This window comes from Microbulbifer sp. ABM4_008 (assembly GCF_056311705.1).
Window position 1 is genome coordinate 1,375,726 of the sequence record NZ_CM149970.1, and the last position, 21,469, is coordinate 1,397,194.

The 21,469-nt window shown below is 40.8% G+C and carries 13 protein-coding genes; 10 read left to right on the forward strand and 3 right to left on the reverse strand.

The annotated features are described in order from the left end of the window. Nucleotides 1-61: 61 nt before the first annotated feature. Nucleotides 62-3,085 (reverse strand): cellulose binding domain-containing protein, encoded by a 3,024-nt coding sequence (locus ACYX4J_RS06065; protein ID WP_476178087.1) that lies wholly within the window; start codon nucleotides 3,083-3,085, stop codon nucleotides 62-64. Between the two features lie 757 nt (nucleotides 3,086-3,842). Between ACYX4J_RS06065 and ACYX4J_RS06070 the strand changes: the two genes are divergently transcribed. The 10 genes from ACYX4J_RS06070 (at nucleotide 3,843) to ACYX4J_RS06115 (ending at nucleotide 20,247) form a co-directional block, all read left to right on the forward strand. Further along, nucleotides 3,843-5,924: a neutral/alkaline non-lysosomal ceramidase N-terminal domain-containing protein gene (locus ACYX4J_RS06070; RefSeq protein WP_476178088.1), complete on the forward strand. Its 2,082-nt coding sequence runs from the start codon at nucleotides 3,843-3,845 to the stop codon at nucleotides 5,922-5,924. A gap of 857 nt (nucleotides 5,925-6,781) precedes the next feature. Then, nucleotides 6,782-10,774, forward strand: coding sequence for a DUF6531 domain-containing protein (locus ACYX4J_RS06075; protein ID WP_476178089.1), 3,993 nt, complete (start codon nucleotides 6,782-6,784; stop codon nucleotides 10,772-10,774). Between the two features lie 1,296 nt (nucleotides 10,775-12,070). Then, entirely contained in the window at nucleotides 12,071-13,042 is a 972-nt protein-coding gene (locus ACYX4J_RS06080; RefSeq protein ID WP_413662727.1) for a GlxA family transcriptional regulator, read from the forward strand. Between the two features lie 1,089 nt (nucleotides 13,043-14,131). Then, entirely contained in the window at nucleotides 14,132-14,617 is a 486-nt protein-coding gene (locus ACYX4J_RS06085; RefSeq protein WP_444911193.1) for a hotdog fold domain-containing protein, read from the forward strand. A 167-nt stretch (nucleotides 14,618-14,784) separates the two neighbouring features. Next, the gene (locus ACYX4J_RS06090; protein ID WP_444907710.1) at nucleotides 14,785-15,252 is read left to right on the forward strand and encodes a hypothetical protein; all 468 of its coding nucleotides are present in this window, start codon (nucleotides 14,785-14,787) and stop codon (nucleotides 15,250-15,252) included. Between the two features lie 103 nt (nucleotides 15,253-15,355). Then, nucleotides 15,356-15,754 carry an MAPEG family protein gene (locus ACYX4J_RS06095; protein WP_444907711.1) on the forward strand — a complete coding sequence of 133 codons (399 nt, stop codon included), beginning with the start codon at nucleotides 15,356-15,358 and terminating at the stop codon, nucleotides 15,752-15,754. Between the two features lie 215 nt (nucleotides 15,755-15,969). Beyond that, nucleotides 15,970-16,368 carry a BlaI/MecI/CopY family transcriptional regulator gene (locus tag ACYX4J_RS06100; RefSeq protein ID WP_444907712.1) on the forward strand — a complete coding sequence of 133 codons (399 nt, stop codon included), beginning with the start codon at nucleotides 15,970-15,972 and terminating at the stop codon, nucleotides 16,366-16,368. A 3-nt stretch (nucleotides 16,369-16,371) separates the two neighbouring features. Beyond that, nucleotides 16,372-17,859, forward strand: coding sequence for a M56 family metallopeptidase (locus ACYX4J_RS06105; protein WP_476178090.1), 1,488 nt, complete (start codon nucleotides 16,372-16,374; stop codon nucleotides 17,857-17,859). A gap of 90 nt (nucleotides 17,860-17,949) precedes the next feature. Next, nucleotides 17,950-19,248, forward strand: coding sequence for a peptidoglycan DD-metalloendopeptidase family protein (locus ACYX4J_RS06110; protein WP_476178091.1), 1,299 nt, complete (start codon nucleotides 17,950-17,952; stop codon nucleotides 19,246-19,248). Between the two features lie 129 nt (nucleotides 19,249-19,377). Beyond that, nucleotides 19,378-20,247 carry an alpha/beta hydrolase gene (locus ACYX4J_RS06115; RefSeq protein ID WP_413662720.1) on the forward strand — a complete coding sequence of 290 codons (870 nt, stop codon included), beginning with the start codon at nucleotides 19,378-19,380 and terminating at the stop codon, nucleotides 20,245-20,247. 68 nt (nucleotides 20,248-20,315) lie between these two features. Here the strand turns inward: ACYX4J_RS06115 and ACYX4J_RS06120 are convergent, their stop codons facing one another. Together ACYX4J_RS06120 and ACYX4J_RS06125 are read right to left on the reverse strand one after the other, a co-directional pair. After that, a complete protein-coding gene (locus ACYX4J_RS06120; RefSeq protein ID WP_413662719.1) occupies nucleotides 20,316-20,903 on the reverse strand; it encodes an endonuclease dU in 588 nt (195 codons plus the stop codon). Further along, complete coding sequence (locus tag ACYX4J_RS06125; protein WP_413662718.1) at nucleotides 20,903-21,463, reverse strand: DUF1415 domain-containing protein; 561 nt, start codon at nucleotides 21,461-21,463, stop codon at nucleotides 20,903-20,905. The genes ACYX4J_RS06120 and ACYX4J_RS06125 overlap by 1 nt, the downstream gene beginning before the upstream one ends. Nucleotides 21,464-21,469 lie beyond the last annotated feature (6 nt).

The window sequence follows — 21,469 nt, forward strand, 5'->3', positions numbered from 1 at the left end:
TTGGTGAGTAAAAGCAGCGCCCTGAAAATTTTTAATCAGGGCCTGTTAAGCGAAATCCTAGCTAATTGGATACATGATCTATTGCTTTCAATAGCCCTTTATCTGGGATGTTACTGGGAAGAATACAAGAAGGAATATCTGAATGGCCAAGATTTTTACCATAAAGTAAGTTGCAAGCCATAATCTTGTGGCCCTCAGTTGTAGGGTGTACCGGGTCTCCAGTTGGGACAATATTTTCTTGGTCTGCTAAGAAAATATTTTTGGTATTGGAGGCCTCTGATAGTGACTTCCTGATTTTTTGATTATAAAAGTCCGTACAGTAATTTTTCGGATCTTGTCCGTCTAAATCACTTCGGCGAGGGATAGTTGAAATTACGAATGCAATTTTCTCTGTTGGAATATCTATGCTCTCAAAGTAATTTTGTATTCTATCTGTTATTGATATGCCTTGAATATTATTGGGTGATGATATTATCTTACTAACGACCATATTTAGCTTCTGGGCGGATTCACTATTTTCTTCTATAGGAAGGCTACAATCAATCGCATTATTCATGCTAAGGAAGGTGATGTCGTTAGTCCCGAGCTGTATAGGTATGACAACGCTATCCTCAGAGGTTATATCCCGCGTTAAATTGCAGGCTTGATTAGTGAGCCAGCCAGAACTAGTTTCGCCCTCCATGCACATTTCGCTGAGAAATTGATTGAAGTTCTTGATGGAATTGAGGCAGTTGGTGAAATTGTAGCCTGGGGTGATTTGATGGCCTATCGGATCAAGATAGCAAAGTAAATCGCTGGTTGTAGCTCCAGGTATCCCAGAGTGCCAGTAATTCTTGGTCTGTTGAGACATATCATCAGGGCCTGTTGGTCCAGTGATAGTGCCAATCGTTTCTAGTTGTTTTCCATTGTATTTTAGAATTAGCTGCTCACTGGTAGATTCTTGATCTATAGGAAAGATTGAGTTGCCATCGGCCGCTTTGGCAAGATAGCCCCAGATCTGGCTACGAAATCCGTTTGAATTATAAGGGAGTGTTGTCATGCCGTAAGTAATCGAATCACCAATAAACCATAGCTTAATACTGCTATTATCTGAATGTTCATTGGGCTGATTGGGGGGCTGACTAGGTTGTGAAGGTTCAGTTGTGAGTGTACCCGTGCAGTTGCCAATTATAATTGGTGGGATGTTTTCTCCAGAGTAATCTGCATTAAACCCAAAAGCCTGGGCCTCTCCTGGCGGAATAGATGATTCACTAGTAACAGTTATTGTCCCGTTACTTTCTGCGATTTGTGCATTCCAGAAGTGTGTGATTGATTGGTTACCTTGCCAGTTCCACTGTAGCTGCCATTTATCAAGAGAAGTCTTTCCTTTATTATAAATAACCACATTTGCCATAAAACCATTCCCCCAATCGTTTTGAACTGTATATTCCACATTACACTGGCCTGAAGGTTCACCGGGTTCTTCCGGTACAGTAGGGGGAGTGTCAGGTTTGGGCTGTGGTGGTGGGGTTTTCGATGATTCAAACCATTTTAAGGCATAGGCTCGAAATTCACTTTCTGACGGAAGGGAGGAGTTTTCCATATAATAGTTATCTAAGAATGCTCTCGCATCCTTATAGTACTCTTGGTGAGTCTTATAAATCTCCTTTTTATTACCATCCTTGTCAATCAGCCAGTAGCCAGTGAATTCACTGATCCAGCTATCATACTCATTGTCATACATTTGCCAGTACAAAATAAATGGAGCACCCCACTGGAGTGCCGTTTTTATTACATTGCGTGATAGCATATCCTGGGCTTCGCCAGAGCGGGCTCCCCAATCCTTAAACCAGGACTCTCCGTAACCATATTCGCCAATGAAAACCCGCTTTTCAAATGGTAGCCCAGATTTTTTGGGAAGATTTGAGTTGATAAATTCTAGAGCTGAAGTTAACTCACTATGTAGAGTGGCAAAATCTGAATGCTTTTCTTTGGTAGTGAGATCGTAAGCTGAATAAGATACCAAATCTACATTAGTATGGGGAAGTACGGCATTGGTTATCCGTTCTTTGCCCTGCATTGCAGATTCAACCCTATTGACCTCAATATAGTGATATAAGTTAACGTCAGAGTGGGTGATATTTGCCTTGGCATCGTCAATGGCTTTTTGTCGAATATTGATCCAGTCAATTAGACCCTGTAAACGCTTAGGAGGGATAGTTTCCTGATTGTCATCTCTAGTACCATCAGTTTTTTGAACCAGGTTCCAATCGCCTTCCCAATGCCCAATCATGAATGTCTTACCGGAGCCGTTATATTCAGTTAGTAAATATTCAGCCAACGAATAAATTTTGTCATATTGCCACTTTAGCTCTTCTTCACTCATTCCTTTGTTATCCATCCAGGAACCGGAGTCCTCGACCCAAAACATGTAGATGGAGAAATCCATTTCCAAGACTTGCTGAAATTCTGGTATTTCTTCCAGCATTCGCTTGAATTGATAGTTGAGTCCAGAGTGACTTAGCTCGCTATATAGGCTCGGAGAAAGGGCTATCTTGAGTAAGTTAGAGCCCATTGAGTAAATGGCTTCAGCACTTTCAACAAGTGATCCCTTATCTGTAAATGTATACCTAGGGTTTATCGTTTGAGTGCCTAAAATAAAATTGTATTGTGAAAGGGGGTCTAACAGGTCTCGTGAAGGTGGGGGCGGATCTGGTTTATTGATGGTGTTGTTGCAACTAGCGTTAATATGAGCAGGCTTCTGTTCACCACCCGAGTAGCGAATATTAAAACCAAAAGATTGGGCTTGGCCAATGGGTACTTTTATATAGCCTTGTTTTCCAACTACAGAGATCAGGTTTTCATCCTGGGCTGAGGTAGCATTCCATATATGTGTGACTTCTTGGTCTGAGGGCCATTGCCATGAAAGTTCCCAATCACTTATTGGCTCGGTACCTGTATTACGTACAACCACTGAAGCCATATATCCGCCTTCCCATTCGCTCTGTATCGTCATTTGTACATCGCACTTTTGACCGGCCAGGGATGGTAGGGATAAGAAGGTCAATATGGTAAAAACTGAGAGGGGGAGAAGTTTAGCGTGCATTATATATGTATCTATATGGATTACTGCAGAGTAGTCGGATATTGATAGCTACATAAAGTTCACATATTTATAGTCAGGGGCGTCAAATGCTAAAAGGACCGATTATTAATGTTATTCAACTTCCACCTTATTTCCTGTCAAGACAACTTTGAATGTTAAGTACAGGTGTTTACCTAATTAATTGTTAATTTAATTGTTTTTGTGAACAAGTGGTCAATCTATGGAATATAATTGGAAACTGATTGAGTGCTAATTTTGAATGGCGAAAATTTTTAACATTTCCTCTCTAAATGTAATTCAAATCCCCTAATCTATCCTTTCTTTACACTCATTTTTAGATTGTACTTGCTTGAATTGTAAATATTTAGGTTTGCTGTAGTTCAGAAAATCTTCGTATATTTAAAATTATTTTACTTTCGACTCTAAATTAACGGATTTATGGCGGGCAATTACTCTGCGGGTGCTACCAAATACAGCCAGTTAGGGTATTCTGAACATGCGTACTAGAGCTGTACTCTCAGTTTTAGTGTGCTGACAGCAGGGAGGTTATGGCTACTATGAGTATTTTTAAAATAATAAAGCCGCTTTTCAGGATGAGATAATAAAAGCCAAGATTACATTGGCTAACTATCTAGAGAGTCGCGTCCGAGTTGATCGGAAGTGGCTTATTCAGGTATCAACTTTCAACGAAAAGGATACGCCTTCACTTCTGTGAACTGGCGAATGTACTCCTGCGTGTATAGATTCTGGAGAAAAAATGAAAAAAATAATTAATGGTTACGTCATTGCTTTAATAGTATTTATTGGAGCTTCTTCCACTGTTAAAGCATCTGACTGGCGTGTTGGTGTTGGTAAGTATGATATAACTGGCCCGGCAGCAGATGTTGGAATGGTAGGATATGGAGAAACGGGGCAGACAACCAAGGGAATTCATACCCGTTTATGGTCCCGCGCATTCATAATTTCTGATAGCTCTGAAAATGAGCGTTTGGTATTCGTATCAGCAGATCTGCAAGGTATTCCGCAGGGCGTGAAGCAGGGTGTCGTTGATAAATTAAAAAATCTCTATGGTAATAGTAAGTACACCGAAAAGAATGTGATGCTGACTGCTACACATACCCATGTAGGTCCTGGCGGGTATGATCATTATGTCATGTTGAATATGAGTGCTCTCGGTTATGCGGAAGATAACTATGACGCTATTGTTGATGGTATTTTTCAGTCAATCGTTGAAGCAGATAGTGGACTAACTCCAGGTGATATCTTTATTGAGCAGGGGATCTTGCTCGATACCAGTATCAATCGAAACCCAGACCCTTATTCAGAAAATACTGATGCAAGCGACTATCAATACGATACCAATAAAACCATGACCCAACTCAAGTTGGTTGATGCCAACAACAAAGCACTGGGAGTTATTAATTGGTTTGCAGTACACAATGTCTCTTTAGGGACAGGGCAGCGGCAACTTAGCGGGGATAATAAGGGGGCGGCGAGTCAGTTGCTGGAGTCTTGGGCTGCCGAGCAGGGTGCTGCAAGTCAATTTACTGCGGCATTTGCCAATAGTAATTTAGGTGATGCGTCTCCGAATATTTGTGGCCCTAGGGATGGATGCGGAAATTCTGAGTATGAAAGTTTACTTTTATCTGCTGAAAAGCAAGTTGCAAAAGCTCAGTCTCTTTACCAATCAGCTACTGTGAAACTTGAAGGTGGATTAGATTATCGACATCAACATATCTATTTCCCTGGCTATACTGTAGCAGGTGAATTTACCGGTGAGGGGCAAATAGATATTTGTGAAGGTGCTGTTGGCTGGTCATTTACTGCAGGATCAAGTTGGGACGGTCCCAGCAATATTGATGGTATTTTTGAGGGAATGTCTGTTGAAAATGAGGGGGTGGATTGGGATAGAGATGTGGGACTATTCGAATCAGCGATTAATGGTTATCCACTTTTTGGCCTGATGAGTGCATTTTCTGCAGCCGCTGTATATGAGGATACTCAGGATGACCCCTGCCAGTACCCCAAACCTACATTTGTACAGCGTGAGGTAATAGGCCAAGCACTTTATACCCCTTACCTACCTTTCCAAATGTTTCGCATAGGCTCACTTGCTTTGGTCGCCGCGCCGGGTGAAATGACGACTATGGCAGGCCGACGTCTTGAAGCAGAAGTCTTGTCAGCTTTTGAAGGAAGCGGTGTAAACACTGTGGTGATTGTCGGTTTGGCAAATGCCTATTCCGGTTACATAACTACCCCTGAAGAGTTTGATAGGCAGCACTATGAGGGAGCACATACCATATACGGCCCCAATACCCTTGCAGCCTATAGACAGATTTATACCGAAATGACACATGCTATGGTCAATGGCGTAGATATTGCTGCAGGGCCTACTCCGAAAGATCTGTCTGATGACCAAATCATTAATGTAATTGGGGTTGTTTATGATGACAAACGCCTGTGGGAGTCTTTTGGTCAAGTCTGGGATGATGTAGGTACCAGCTACAGTGCTGGCGATACTGTATCTGTCACTTTCCGTTCTGGCCATCCCCGAAATGACCTGAAGACTGAGAGTACGTTCATTGAGGTACAGCGTAAAGTTAACGGTAGTTGGGAGACTTATCTTACCGATGATGATTTGGATACACGCTTTATTTGGACACGAGATACGGCTATTGATTGTATGGCCTGTTCATTTGCTGAAGGGCAGTGGATCATCGGAGAGGATACACCATCAGGCACTTACCGAATAAAGCACTTTGGTAACTGGAAGAGTGGTTGGACTGGGAAGATTTCCAGCTATTCAGGTAAGTCGAGTAGTTTTACTGTTAGCAATTAGTGCTCATTACGGATCGGTTGGATAATCCAGCCGATCTATTATGTCTATACCCATAACAGACGTACCTTTATATATAAATATTCGACTGCTGAATTGTTATCAATTTTGTATTATATTATTTGAGCGAATACTATAATTTACGCTGACAATTTAATGGGACTCAAGTGCTCTCTTTGAGATTGGTTTACCATCCATAACTTTAAACTATATTTAATGTCGCTAAATGGTGCTTTTTTGTCAGAATATGCTGTCATATATCGCTTGACTGTTATTTTCTTTCTTTGACCCTAGTCAAATTTAATTGCACTATATGCAGTGTGCTCTCCTGTAATCGCTTTTTCCTATCGCAACAATACAAATTAAGTTAGCTTTCACCTAATTTCTAGTTACTCCGAAAGATGGTGGTATGTTAGGTATCTTGGAGGATTGGCTTAGTAGCTATTAGATAGGGATTATAACTATTTCGTTTAGATCATTTGAAAAGTCTTTAGATGTGGATGAGTTATGGTTTTCCTATTGGTATAGCTTTTGATGTTGCTATTGTGACTTTTAATATTTTGCTTGTGATAGTGAAGACTTGAATGTGAATCGAGAGCTTAGTGTTCCCGGCTTTAAAACACGCACTACTAAACTTCACACTCATTGTCAAAATTTTGGACGTAGAAACTGTTCTTGGTTCAGCCGATTTTTTAAAACCGATGTAAGAAGGCTGAAATATATTTCTTTGTCCTTTGAAAGAAAAATCGTCCCAGTAGAAATGATTATGTCGAAGTTGAGCACCTAGTTTAGGTGCTTTGAATGGATTCGTTTTTTGATGACCGCAGAATAGTCGGTCAGCGGTTGATAGGATTTAACTTTTGATACAGCTCTATATCGAAAACTCTCAGGGCTCTCGTTATGCGGTGCGGCCTGGATGGATATGCCAGACGGGTCCCTCTAGAAAGATTGATGCTGCTGAATTATTGAGGATGTTCGATACTAACACTCTTCAGTTAGTGTATGACCAGTACCTTGGCTTATACACAACCTTTGCGCCAGATATAGACCCTGAGCAAGAGCGTCCCCCATCTCAATCGCGATTAAGTAATGTGCCTGGCTATCTTAATGAGCGGGATAAAGCCATTTATCGGGCATTGGCTCAGAATCAACTGATTATTGAAGAGGCCCCATTGCCATATTCGGCATTGGGGGATCTACAAACAGAGTTGGTTGCTAAGATTCGTATGGGCTTGCAGAAAATTATTACGCAGGAAGTTGCAGATAAGGCTTTTATTAGCCAGCAAACTGATTGGAGTTGGGTGAAGCGTGTAACAACTGCAAAAAAGAAAGTAAAAGAAACTGACAGCTCTGTGTGGCGCTTATCGATTTGGTCAAAGAGTGCTGTTGATGTTGAGAAGATAGTAAGTCCAGCACGTCAATCATTTGAGTTTAGCTCTGCGGCAATCAATTATGTCTTATATGAAGAAACTCCAGAAGAAGAAGCTGATGAATGTGTAACCTCCCTGTATCGAGGTGTGATTGATGTACTAGGCTTTAATCCCAGTTCTGTTTCAAAAAAGCAGCTCCGCTTGAGTTTCAACATAGCCGAGGTTATTTATAGTGACCCAACTCTTCGGGGAGCAGTTTTTCATTTTGCCCAGGACTACATTAAAACACAACATAGCTTGCAGCACACAAACTTAACTGCAAGTGGTACTTTTGAGATCATTTTGACTATAGCACTTGCGGCATTGACTGAGGGAGATGTAGCTATAACATCCTTAACTAAGAATAAGCGCTTAGTGAATGCTTTTCGTAATATTGGCGATTTAATGTTTGATTTTGCCAGGACAAAAAAGCAAAGGAAAATACTTGCTAAAAATTCAGGATATCCGACAGTAGGCAAAAGCACTGCTGTATCCGGAAAGAAAACCCCCAAAATAGCTGCACCCCGAAAAAATAGTCGAAATTTAGTGCAAGTCAAAGTGGGTAACGAGCTGCGAGAAAATAAAAGGGGTAGTAAACAAGCTTTCACAGTGCCCCATGATGTAAAGTCTGAATTTTATAAGATAAATTGTGTCAGGGATTATTCATATGATACTGATAACCACATTAGCGAAGTAGGTGAAAATTATAACTCCGATATATGTCAGAGCGATAATGTTACTGGTGAAGTAACTAGGTCTGTAAATCTAAAAACTGGAGAGGTTCAGTTTACTTTAGAAGATTTTGTATTGGAGGGGTCACTACCCTTATCGGTAACTCGTACCTATCGCAGTAGTAATTCAAGAAATTTCGGATTGGGTTGTGGCTGGACTCATACATTTAGCGAGCGCTTGGTTTGGCGTCCAGGCAAACCCATACTCTTCTTTGATTCTGAAGGTAGAATAATTAGCTTGCCAGCTCCCGGAAATAGCTCGCGCAGTCATAATATTTATGAGAGATTAACTCTCACGCGAGTAAACGATGAGCATTGGATCATTACGACATATGGAATTTCCAATGGAGTACAAAGACATTTTAAAGCTACTGGTGAAACTGGTGCGTTAAAGCTCGCTGAGATTCGGGATGATAACGATAACTTTTATTTATTCAACTACTCAGGGGATTATTTAAGATCGGTCGAGAGTAGTTCCGGTGAAATTTTATACATTAGCTCGCTTGATGAATCTCCTGAAAGTCACCTTATAAATACTTTGACAAAAGAAAATAATTCGGGAAGTTCTGAAGTAGTAGCTCAATATGTCTTTGATAGTGAAAATAATCTGACTGAAGCTATAGACAGTGTTGGCAATAATGAAAAGTATGTTTATCACAAAGGCCTTATTAAACAAAGAACTTTAAAAACTGGTTATAGTTTCTATTTTCAGTGGGATGCTGAGGGTAGTTCAGCTCATTGTATACGGCAGTGGGGGGACCCTATTGACGAAAAAGCTGCTTACAGTTATCAATTTATCTGGGAGGAAAGTGGTCACGGAGCAACGATGTGTGACACGAGAGGCGGGCGGCAACGTTTTCACTTCAATAATCGCGGATTACTCACGTTCCATCAAGATGCTGAAGGTGGAGAAACGTGGTATGAATACAGCGAGCTAGGTCACGTTACAAAGGTACGGCTACCCAGTACTGATGGGACTATACGTGAGGAGTTATTCCGATATGACAATCAGGGTCGCTTGACCGAGAAGATAGATGTGGCCGGTAATAATTATCAAATTGAATATAACAATGAAGGTCTCGCCACAAAGTATACTGATCCATCAGATAGCAGTTGGCAGTATAGTTACAACAAAAAAAGACAGCTGGTGCTAGCTGAAGACCCGCTCGGCAACCAAGTGAAATATGACTATACCTCTGCTGGCATGATTAATTCTATTAGTGACTCATTAGGTAATGTTACGAGTTATCTGTGGGGAAGCAGCAATAAGCTATTAAGAATAAGTTGCCCCTTCGGACGATCTATTGATTGTAGATATGATGTTGATATTCGCACGGAATTGTTAACGCCTGCTGAGACGAAAGAGGCTTCTTGCAAGAATGAGGATCAGGGTCGGATCAATGTTAAGGTTGCTCAAAAAGATACAGATATTCAGTGCAGGTTTAACCAGCATGGATTAGTTTCAGAAATATTAGATAAGGATGGGAATTATACGCGTTATTCTTATAACGCACTCCATCAAATAAAGAGCAAGACTAGTTCCAGTGGCAGTCAATTAGAATATCATTATGATGGAGAGGGCAATTTAATTTGCCTTATAAATGAAAAGGGTGAGTGTTATCGGCTGAAATATGATCTCAATAACCGATTAATAGAAGAGGAGGATTTCTATGGTCGTGTTACCCACTATGCATATAATGTCGCTGGCCACTTAGTAAATTCTACGGAAGTAATTGCTTCTCAATCAGGCATTGGTACCGATATCTACTTTGAACGTGATTTGCTGGGCCAGTTAATAAAAGAAACTACGCTAGAGGGCGTTAATAGCTTTAGATATAATTGCCTAGGGCAACTGATCGAAGCTAAAAATAATTACTGTAGTCTGAAGTGGGAATATGATGCTAGTGGTCGTATTGTAGCGGAATGGCAAGATGATAGTAAGCTCAGTTATAAGTATGATATTTTAGATAATCTTACGGCAACTTCACTATCCAGAAAAGAAAATGTTAAATTTATCTTTGATCATTCTGTGGAATCTGAGAATTCACCCTTCTCCTCAGTAAATGGAAATTTCAATTCTTTGTTGATAAAAACAACCGAAGGGTTGAAACCTCTGGACAATTATGATCCTCAGGTTTATGTGCAAGGCTTTATTGTCAGTAAGTTTGAAAGGTCAACTGATACAGTTACAAATATTTTGAATTTATTGCCGAATAGTAGCTGTTCACTTGCCATAGTTAATCATTCCGGCAAGGTTAATAAAAATATCTTTAATGTTCATAACTTTTGTAAGAGTGATTCAGATCAGTTTCTTGCCTTCTTAATTTATGACCCCGCTGATAGTCTCCTAGGTAAGCTTAACTCGACGAGTAAGCTTGATAGTCAGAATCCTGGCAAAGAAGTTATTGAGAATAGAATCGTTGATAATGGCAATATATCCCGTGGTTATACCTCTTCTACAGGTCGTGTTGAAGAAGTTGGAGGGGAGGGGGCACAGAGGATTCGATACCATTATAATTGTCAGCAAAAGTTGATAAAAATAGAAAATCTAAAAGTAGAAAAAGGTGTAGAGAAATTTCAGGATGTGATTCGGTATCAATACGACCCCTTGGGGCGATGTGTAAGAAAGGAAAATTATGATGGTTGTGTCAGATTCTTTTGGTCTGGTGATACGCTTATTCAACAGCTTAAGAATGACGATCAAAGTAAATGAAGTATTATTTCGTAAAGGCTTATAAGTTGTCTGTGATATAGGGGGTTAACTCGAAAGCTTGAATACGTTAATTTTCGTAAGTTTTTACAGCAGTATTGCATTTTGAGATAAATCATATTCAGTGCTTCTTTACATGAAGACAAGTTGCTGTCCTTTTTAGCTTATATAAGTCTATGCGGGTTAAATTGCTAGATAGGGCTTTCGGCAACATAAAGGGCAATAGCTTTAGTGTGTTATTTTCCATAAATAATGAAAACTCACTTTCTGAAGTCTTGGCTATCCTGCCAAGGTTGTCGGTAGTCATTGCTTATCCGCCCTGGAAGTAGCAGATTACCATGCGTAGCCTGAAGCCTATCTATATTTAATAACCCTCGAAAGTCCCAGCTATGGGGCTCAGCACCCAACCGACTGTAACAATATGTTAGAGAGCTTACTAAGCCTGAGGTTATTTGAGTCGATAAATTATTTAAATTTCTATGAGATCATCAATATTTTGATGCTCATATGAGTGAATAAGTAAGTGGTACGGCGGTGCACTTCTTGCGGGCTTTTAGGTCGTTATACGATAGAGCGAAGGCTTTAGGCGATAAATGTGAGTTTCTTTTGTTTCTTGCCTTGAATCAATTCATATTAGCTGAGATGAATAGGACTTTAGATATTTACAGCTCTTTTTATTAGGAATGATTATCTTTTTCCTTTAATGGCGTTAGGTCTTTGAAGTGGCTCTTCTGTTGATGTGGCTGGGTAGTGTTTCTTAGTTGTAATTATTGGCCGCAATCAAAGTTTATTTGGCAGGATGCAGGGCTGTTTCATATACGACTATATATTCCGAAAAAAAATATCGTTATTACTTTACAGAATAGAAAAAGCTGGTACCTTAGGGTCAGGATTGCTTAATTATACAGGATTAACAGTTTGTGATATTGGTTCTGAAGGTGCCTTATTAAATAGCATTTTTATGTATATGGATGATGAGAGTATGGCTGATGGATAGTGTGTTTGCCTGTAGTCTCTAATTGGGGTAAGAATCATCGTGTGATCAATTCTCACTATTGGGTAGTAGCCACCTGGTATATTACTCAGATCAAGTGAAGAATTAACTTATTAGTAGTGTTTCCAGTTAATCTGGATTTTATTTAGGTTTTATTCAGCTTCCGCTATGGCGTTTTTTCACCTTCCTCTGAGGTGGTTGGGCTACCCAAGATAGTATTCCTGAAGTTTCTTTTAATAAGTTAGTAATCCGCACAGTGATTTTTGAGTTTGGTATATAGTTTTACGCTTATTCTGCAATTTAAAATGAACTGTAAAAAGAAAGTATCTATCGTATTTTACCCTGGGGCACACTCATTAGATGTAATGGGGCCCGCAGAAGTGTTTTCGCTGGCAAATCAGCAGCTAAAGGATAGGGGCTTTAGTTGTGATGATCAGTATGAGGTTGAATTCTTAGCCGAAGATGGAGATACCAAGGAAATCTCATCAGGTTTAAGGATATGCTCAGATAGATGTTTTACTGATTCAAGAGGAATTCATACTCTCCTTGTGAGCGGTAATCTTAATGCTGCTGATGATTTGAATATCAGTGAATGTTTGAGTAGATGGCTTTCTCTTCAGTCTGGTTTAGTTAAGCGTATAGGCTCTATTGGCAATGGAGCTCTGATTCTCGCAAAAGTAGGTTTGCTAAATGGTCGGCGTGCCACTACCCATTGGAGATATATTGATCAGCTGAAGAGATTCCCAGAAGTGGATGTCGATTCAGAATCTGTATTTGTCAAAGATGATCATATATATACTTCTGCAGGTGTTAGTGCGGGGGTTGATATGGCTTTGGCAATGGTAGAGGATGATTTTGGTCGGGGTATTGCTTTAGCTGTTGCTCAATTAATGGTCTTATATCTCAAGAGAGATGGAGATCATAAACAAAGTAGCACTTATCTTATGAGCCAGTTAAAGAGTGATCGTTTTTTAGAGCTGGTACAATGGATTCATAGTAATTTGGATAAAACTTTATGCGTTAATAGTCTCGCGGAAAAGACATCTATGAGCCCGAGAAACTTTGCTCGCTGCTTTACTCGGGATATGGGAGTAACTCCAGGTCGATTCGTTGAGAAAATTCGCATTGAAAAGGTTTGCCAGCTTTTAGCAACTCAAGCGTTAACTCAGGAGCGTATAGCTACTATCTGTGGTTTTAAGTCTCAAGAACAGCTTAGAAGGGCATTTCGCCGAAATAAGGGTATGTTGCCGAGGGAATACCGTCGAAAGTTGTCGTGAGATAATTTATGGGACAGTCTATTCGGTAGGGCTGTCTCATTTTCAGAAAAGATATTTTTATCCTTGGATGTAAATATAAATAACATTTTCTGTTAGAGATTTTTGTTCTTCTTACCTAATTATTGCTTGTCTTTCCTTTTGTAGATGCCTCTACTAGATTTACATTTGGGAAAAAATCTTTTAGCTGGATTTTTATTCTTACTCGATAATTTACACAGCTTGATTCTCTCCATTATATAGCCTTGCTAGGGTTGATTGAGTCGCTCCCATGAATAGGAATTAATTTTTTATGTTAACTAGAAGCTCCAATTTTCACCGGTAGACTGCGAGCTTCTCGGTCTCTATTAGGACCAGGCCGGTAGCAATTGGTAAGTGATATAGCATAAAATCATATCCCGATATATATAGGTGTGGCGAAAAAGTAGTGATAGATTTGCGGCTAAATAAAATTAGACCCATGAACGGAAGCCCTTTAGTGGAGTAGATATTCTGGGAATCTAATATTGTTGGTGCGTTGTGGGAGTCGCGATCATACCCTTCGCAATATTAAATTTCTGACAAATTTATAATGTACCCTTAATTATGGTGGATATATTGAAAGTTAGATGTCTTAGAAATGAATAAAGCAGGTACCGCAGCGAGAAGTATAGTTAGAATTTAATCTAAGATTTTCTGGTCTGACAATTTTCGATATCTAATCTTCAGTATTAATTGACATATAACTAGCTACTCAATCTAAGCTTTTTTGTAAAAGATTGTCTGAGTGAATTTTTTGGACATCAAAAACAATCTTTCAAGGTGCGCAGTAGCGATTGCCATTTAGTATGCCTATCAGCTTGCAGATATACTTACTTTACCTATTAATGGATATGCTATTAAGGAATACAAATTATTAGTTCTAGCCCTATTAGTTGCACTCGCTTATGAACCAAACCTCCTCTTGGGCATTTCTGCGCTTGGAATAGCCCATGTCAATAAAACTGATAGATCTGATTATCCTGGACTACCGGAAGTTGATATATAGTGGCCTAAATAGCTTAAGACCGCCCATATAGAGTGGCGGTTCGATGTATAGGATGGAGAGGTAAGATGGACTATCAATCTTCTAAAAGCCCAGTACTTAATCTTTGGGGGCGATTTGGCGGCTCGGCATTGGGCCGCTGGCTGGTGTCTAAATTAGTGGCACTTAAGGCACCGTATTTTCGTTCAATCAAGCCGCGTTTCCTGGAATTATCACCGGGTAAAGTGGAGGTTTTACTGAATAAGCGTTGGAGCGTGACAAATCATATCGGTACTGTACATGCTATCGCTATGTGTAACGCCGCTGAATTAGCTGGCGGTGTTTGTTTGGATGTGTCTTTGGATCGACGCTTTCGCTGGATACCAGTAGGGATGGAAGTCAAGTACTTAAAAATGGCGAAGACTAATCTACGAGCCGTTTGTGAGTATCCAGGGTTTAAAACCATTGAGGCTGGCGATGTTGTTATGCCTGTGAGCGTTATTGATACTAATGGAGAGGAAGTATTTCATGCCGATATTACCATGCGTGTATCAGAGCGCCCCGACGCGAAGTAGTAGAGTTGTCATTTGAGGTCAACTCTTGGAGTATTTTCAAGGGGAATTGCCTTACTTTGAGCTTGAATATGGAGAAGAGTATGCAAGCTGGGAGGGGATGAAGTGTGCTCTACTCATAAATCTCGTAGAATATTTCTTTGTTCAGTCTTGATGTATTTGGAGGGTTTATGAGATTGGCTTGGCAGATAGAAAAGTCGACATGCCTCTTTGGTGGTGAAAATAAAACTGCTACGGAGCATGAGTTACACCGATCGGAAAGTACTGCCTTGGCGAATGATGATATTTATCAGGACCTTTCCGAGGTATTACAGCTCGCAATTTCCAAGCTTGATGAAAATGTAAGTGATACTTCTCTGTACTTCCTGATTAGTTGGGAGTCTGTATCTGCTTCTATGACGGTATCTGTAGTTGATGATAGCCGAAGCAATGACTCTAAAGTAGTTGTGCACTGTCACTTTGCTGGACTGGCTTCCCAATATGATGCTGAGCCGAAGAGGCAGGAAGCTTTGGTTAAATGGTCGGATGAACTTAGGTTTTGGTGTAAAGAGTATCTATCTACTGATCAAGGTTTTTCACAGTTTTCTCTGGTTGCATTGTTCGCGACAGGCTCCAGAGCTACTGCTGTGATTCTTTAAAATGTAGCTGAAAACGATGCTTATATAGTGTGAACAACTAGGGCGGGGAGGCGAGGCTTAAAATGCCCTCCCTGTACAAATAACATAGGAAATGGAGATTTCTATGAATGTTTACTATTTGTGTATTGGGCTCTTAGCGGCATTATCCTTTCTGCTCGGCGCCTTGGTTACTGTTGGGCGCGGTAAGTATGAGGTTTTAGTTGGGCATTCTTTCGACCCCGATAATACCCTACACAAATGGGTAAGGGCCCATGCAAATACAGCAGAATATGCTCCCCTCTTGATGGTACTTATTTACTTAGTGAGCTTAGGGCAGTCTTCTACCTGGGTTTGGTGGTTTGTTATTCTGCTGACCGCCTGTCGATTTCTTTTTGTTGCAGGCATCTTGTTTCCCTCCACTATGGCAAAGCCTAACCCAATGCGCTTCTTGGGTGCCGTAGGCACTTATATCTTTGGATTGGGGCTTTGCTTGGCACTGGTGCAGCAAGCCCTGAGGTTTTGAGTTGGTTGCAAGCGCTTTCAAACCTTATATTGGTTGGTGCTTAAACTGATCAAAATCGATTGGTCTATCGATAGCTTTTAACTTTTTGCCAGCCGGCAAAAACTGTTTACGATCCTGGCTGTATAAAAAACAACCTAACAAGTTTCCCTGCAGGGTGGTTGACCGAATGCGACGCTTGTCGCACACTAGCCCTGACTGTCACACGGGAAGATAAAATGAAAAAGGTAAAACCGTCCCCATCAGAACTTGCGCTGTTGAAAGCCCTTTGGAGGCGAGAACCGCTGAGTGCCAGAGAGTTACATGATCGGGTAGGACCTGAATTGGGTTGGTCATACTCCTCTACTCGAAAGACACTAGATCGGATGCGGGATAAGTCGTTTGTGGCTCAATCTGAGATCCATGGAATCCATGTTTATAGCCCTGCGATTGAGAAGGTGGAAACTCTGGCGTCATATGCAAAAGATTTCGCTGAAAGAGTATTAGAGCTTGATGGTCCCCTTCCTGTGTCGATGTTTGCCGGCAGTAAGTTAATGAGTGATAAAGATATCGAGGAGCTTCAGGCAGTACTCGATTCCTGGCCTGACTCTGAGCCGGTCAGCAAGGATGGTGAATAGGCTATGGCCGAGATAGTCTCTACAGTTCTACCATTTGCACTGGATTTTCTAGCTACTTCTTTCTTCTCAATATTGTGGGCGGGGTTGGTTTTCATTGTTATTTGGCTGGCAACAGCTAGAAATAAAGACAGCTTTAATGCGATATACCATTGGCGAAGTTTCTGGTTGTGTGCAATGGTTGCTGCCGGTTCCCCATTTTTTCTTGCGCAATTGAGCGATCAGTTAACGTTGGGTATTGCTCCGGATCTGAATTTTGAATTACCGCCAGCTTATGAGGTTACCTCTATACCACCAATTAACGTAGTTCTGCATGAGTATGTATCTACCTCTTTGAGTTCTGTTGAATTACTGGCTTTTCTTTGGTTGCTTATATATCTGTGCGGGGTGTTTTTTACCTTATCTAAAGTGGTAGTAAGTCAGTTTTTCTATGGCAAGAAATTGCGTTTAATAGCAAATAATAAGCTTTCTATTGGTAAATTTGACCAGTTTTTTACTTCATCTCAAAGTGATTTTCTAATCAGAAGTAAAACTCAGGTGTTTATAACACACTCAACGATTACACCATTTGTGATGCAGCTATTCAGTCGTAAATTGGTGCTTCCCTCCTATATTTTATCAATGAATGAAACGGAGCGTCATCTAATCATTGAGCATGAAATTATGCACTTGAAAAGGCTTGACCCCTTGTTGATTCTGATTGTGCATATATTTACTTGCATCCTATGGTTCAATCCCTTCTTAGGTTGGATGAAGTCTCGATTCAGCTGGGCGATAGAGTTGGGGTGCGATCGCGAAGTTCTAAAGTCATGTAAGCGAGAATTATACCGTGTTTATGCACAAGCAATGATTGACACTCTTCGACGGAACTCTTCACAAAGAACAAGTGACTGGGTTGTAGCTTTCTCTTTCTCTGGTGGTAGGAGTCAGGCTCCTTTTTTCCGACGCAGACTTTTGAATATTATGGAAGCCTCAAGGGCGGGGGCTAATAATGGCGAGTTAGGTGTCTATTTACGCGCTATGTTGTTCTGCAGTTTTTCAACCATTTTAATACTCGGAGGGCTACTGTTAAAACCGGGATTAACAATGGCTTCAGTGGAGATTACCAAATTGACAGTCCCGGTTGAGAGTGCCCGTATTAGTAGCCCTTTTGGTGATTTCAGTAAAATTCGCAAAAAAAACCATGAAGGTACTGACTTTGCGGCACCGATTGGTACTCCGGTGGTTTCAGCTGAAAGTGGTGTTGTAATAGTCTCTACTGATGATTATAAGCATAAAAATTATGGGAAAATCATAATTATTGATCATGGTAATAATACGAAAACTCTGTACTCCCATTTAAATGAGCGGGAAGTTGAGGCAGGGCAGTCAGTACGTGCCGGCCAGGCGATAGGAACTGTGGGTATATCAGGGCGTGTAACAGGGCCACATCTTCACTTTGAACTTATCAAAGAAGGCAAGCGAATCAACCCAGACACTTTGCTTGCGAAGTAAGGGGGGAGTGTGATTTATTACTTAAGAAAAGTAGGGTTACCCGTGAGGCGATTAACTATTTTCTTTCTGATCGATATCTGGAGGATGGCTTTGTTGCTGGTTCTTTTATCGATTCAATCACTGGCGATAGCAGGGCCGTTATTGGAAAACCATTCCAATGTTAAATCGGTACAATATGATTTATCTTTTACATTGCCCCTACTCAATGATCTATCCTTGGTACATCAAGATGAAGGGATGCAGCGTAGGGAGGTGGCCCCTCCATATAGAGTTGAGGAAGAATATCTAGAGCGCACAAAAAAAGTTCAACTAGCTAAAAACCAAGGGGTTTTATCACTATTGGTGGATAGTGGAGTCGATCGTGCAGAAGCGTATAAAATAATTCAGGCTTTATCGGAACATGTCAATGTCAGTATCCTACCAGTTGGTAAGGAATTTAACTTAACAATAGATACCACTGGAAAGCTTAATAAGCTTACCTTGGTTGTTGGCTTTGCAGAGAGTTTGGAGTTGGTTAGACATGGAGACAATTATAGAACTAATCAATTTGAATCTCCTGTCGATGCCAGGAAATACTATGTTAAAGGTGAAATTTCGGGCAGTTTATACCAAAGTGGAAAAGAGTCTGGCCTATCTAATTCTGTACTCACAAAACTAAATGAAATATTTAGTTATTCCGTAGATTTTCAACGGCAGATTCGAGCAGGTGATCAATTCTCTGTTTTCTATGATACCTTGTTCAATAGCCAAACTGGAAAGGAAAAACTAAATAGAATTTTATTTGCTGAGCTTATTCTTAGTGGAGAAAAGATAAGTTTATATCGGTTTTCTACTGAGGGACCTCAGGGGGTGGATTATTTTTACCCTGATGGCCAAGGCTCTAGAGGGTTTCTAATGCGTACTCCGTTAGAGAATGCAAGGTTGTCATCTTATTTTGGGCGTCGCAAGCACCCAGTCCTAGGGTATACCCGAGTACATAAAGGTTTGGACTTTGGATCCCCTTTGGGCACGCCGATATTGGCTGCAGGTGATGGTATTATTGAGCGAGCTTCTTATTTTGGTAGTTTCGGCAACTATATTCGTATTCGCCATGGCTCCGGGATAAAGACTATTTATGCGCACCTTAAGGGGTACGCGAAAGGAATTAGTAAAGGGGGAAGAGTAAAACAGGGGCAGGTAATCGGTTACCTTGGCGCTACAGGTCGTGTGCAGGGGCGTCACTTGCACTATGAGATTCATAAAAATGGTACGGCTGTTGATCCATTAAGGCTTGACCTCCCTATTAGTAAGGGGCTGGTAGGAGATTCTTTAAATCAATTTTCTCAACAGGTTCAAAAGATTCAAGATGAATTGATAAAGTACGCTCAACCAAATCAGTTTGATTCATAATTAAGCTTTTCTTTATCTTTTTTATTTCTCTCTCACCTTATTATATTCAGGGTTTAACTGAATTACATTTTGTTGGTAGCGAATTTTTTCTTAAAGCAATATTGAGTATAAAATTAAACTAGGTTAAATATGATTAGAGCTATTCTGCTGATAGCCATTCTGGTGCTGTCTAATTCACTAATTGCAGAGCCCCTCATTACCAAGGTTTCTGAATCTTTTGAGTTAAGTGGATCTAAAATATACACAGTTGACTCTGATATTCTCAAACGCAAATACGACTTATATGTGAAGTTACCATCAGGTTACTCGAACGATGACAATAAAAATAAGACCTACCCGATAATTTACCTTAATGATGGGCCTCATACATTTAAGGTTGCCTCGGGTGTTACACACTTTAAGGATATGGATAAAGCCATCGTAGTTGCTATTTCATTCGCTCACGGAGAAAACGGGCAGTATAGTCGAGTTCGAGATCTCACGCCCGTAGTCGATAGTGGGTGGAAGCGTTATACAACTGGTGGAGCCAGTAAGTACTTACAGTTTATTGAAAAAGAAGTAATGCCCTTTATTGAGGGGAGTTTTAGGGGGGATCCCACACGTAGGATTCTTTCAGGTCATTCATTGGGTGGATCTTTTGGTGCTTGGGTATTACTTACCAATCCACAGTTGTTTTCCACTTATATCCTGACAAGTCCTTCTCTTTGGTTTAAGGATGAAATGATCTTTGATTTGGAGAATAAATATGCAAGCCATAACAACACACTGCCTGTAAACGTCTATATTGCCACTGGCGCTTTGGAGACAATACAAAAGAGCCACATGCGTAATGATATGGTAGATGGGCATAAGAGATTTCTTGCTAAATTACAGTCGCGTAATTATCGTGGATTAAAGCTTAGTGGAGAGGTGGTGAGCGGTACGGACCACTATTCCACTTTCCCGGTGGGGTTGGCAAAAGGTTTAAGGTGGGTATATCAGGATTTGTGGGCAATATAATAATTCTCGCGGTAAAAGAAGAGCTATAGCTGCCCGCGACAAATGGTAGATCTGTTGTGCTATTGGAATTATGCGCGTTTGCCACTTTGTCCGGTCATTACTGCCGCGCCAATCATATGGGCTAAACGTAGAGCTTCAGGGACATACCCAGTGTCAGTGGTTTGCTCTAACACCTGGGCGGCAATCCCCGGTTCACATCCCTGCACTTGAAAATGGAAGTTATTGTAGTTATGGATACTCCCAGCTTTCATCAGGGTCTCTTTACGCAGTAGATAGTCAGGAAAATTTTGCAGCGCTTTATCAATGGCTTGAATGTCTGGTGGTTTTCGCATTAACGCGATACAAGGGCGCTGTAAGATATCGGCCAGCTTGGGCAGATCAATAATATTGAAACCACCCACTGCTACTCCATCGGTCAATACGACATTTACCTGGCTGTAGAATTTACTTTCTTTCAGCAGTGTGGCAAGAGTTTCTGTAGCTTCCATCCCATCTTTGCTTACCTGCCCCCAAAGCATTCCCTCAAAGCGAGTTTTGGTGCAGATAATACCGCTTACTTTTACCGGCGCGCCCCTTCGTTTTTCAAAAGGGGCGTCATCAAAACCGATAACTCGGATCTGCTTCCTTAATCGTAATAATTCTGCCAGAGGCTTCATTATTTCTTGTTGCCCTGAAGAAATAAGTAGGGAAATAACTTTAGTTTTTCCTCATGGCTTAATGATTCCATACGACGGATATTATTTTCTGGAATACTCTCTGGATCTGGATATAGATCAATCATTTTTTCCAGGTTCTCTTCTCTCAGCAGGTGTAAGATAGGATAGGGTGCGCGATTAGTTAGGTTTTCCGCATCGGCGGCTGCAGTGCCAGCAAATTGATAATCTGGGTGGAAGCTGGCTAATTGATAGGTTCCTACATAGTCGTTGCGTTCCAGTAACCACTCTGCTAAATCCAGGAACTGGTTGTAGTCGCTGAATTTCCCTAGGTGATTAGGGATAATCAATAAGGTGGTAAGCAATTCAGATTCCGAAGTGGTATCGAGCCGACGTAATTCCGACAATAGATCACTGAGTAGCGCCTCGTCTCCTGTGGCAGGACTCACCTTGAGTCGAATTTGCCCTGCACGCAGAGGTTTGCGTGCGAAAGGGCAGAGGTTGAGACCGACAACCACATCAGTAAGCCATTGTTCTACCGCCTGAGTAACAGCTTTTTCCATTTGACT

Excerpts from the sequence above, each read along its gene's own strand:
- ACYX4J_RS06070 (WP_476178088.1), top strand. The coding sequence starts at position 3,843 with ATGAAAAAAATAATTAATGGTTACGTCATTGCTTTAATAGTATTTATT.
- ACYX4J_RS06115 (WP_413662720.1), top strand. The coding sequence starts at position 19,378 with ATGATTAGAGCTATTCTGCTGATAGCCATTCTGGTGCTGTCTAATTCA.
- ACYX4J_RS06090 (WP_444907710.1), top strand. The coding sequence starts at position 14,785 with ATGAGATTGGCTTGGCAGATAGAAAAGTCGACATGCCTCTTTGGTGGT.
- ACYX4J_RS06120 (WP_413662719.1), bottom strand. The coding sequence starts at position 20,903 with ATGAAGCCTCTGGCAGAATTATTACGATTAAGGAAGCAGATCCGAGTT.
- ACYX4J_RS06095 (WP_444907711.1), top strand. The coding sequence starts at position 15,356 with ATGAATGTTTACTATTTGTGTATTGGGCTCTTAGCGGCATTATCCTTT.
- ACYX4J_RS06105 (WP_476178090.1), top strand. The coding sequence starts at position 16,372 with ATGGCCGAGATAGTCTCTACAGTTCTACCATTTGCACTGGATTTTCTA.
- ACYX4J_RS06085 (WP_444911193.1), top strand. The coding sequence starts at position 14,132 with ATGGACTATCAATCTTCTAAAAGCCCAGTACTTAATCTTTGGGGGCGA.
- ACYX4J_RS06080 (WP_413662727.1), top strand. The coding sequence starts at position 12,071 with ATGAACTGTAAAAAGAAAGTATCTATCGTATTTTACCCTGGGGCACAC.
- ACYX4J_RS06125 (WP_413662718.1), bottom strand. The coding sequence starts at position 21,463 with ATGGAAAAAGCTGTTACTCAGGCGGTAGAACAATGGCTTACTGATGTG.
- ACYX4J_RS06100 (WP_444907712.1), top strand. The coding sequence starts at position 15,970 with ATGAAAAAGGTAAAACCGTCCCCATCAGAACTTGCGCTGTTGAAAGCC.
- ACYX4J_RS06065 (WP_476178087.1), bottom strand. The coding sequence starts at position 3,085 with ATGCACGCTAAACTTCTCCCCCTCTCAGTTTTTACCATATTGACCTTC.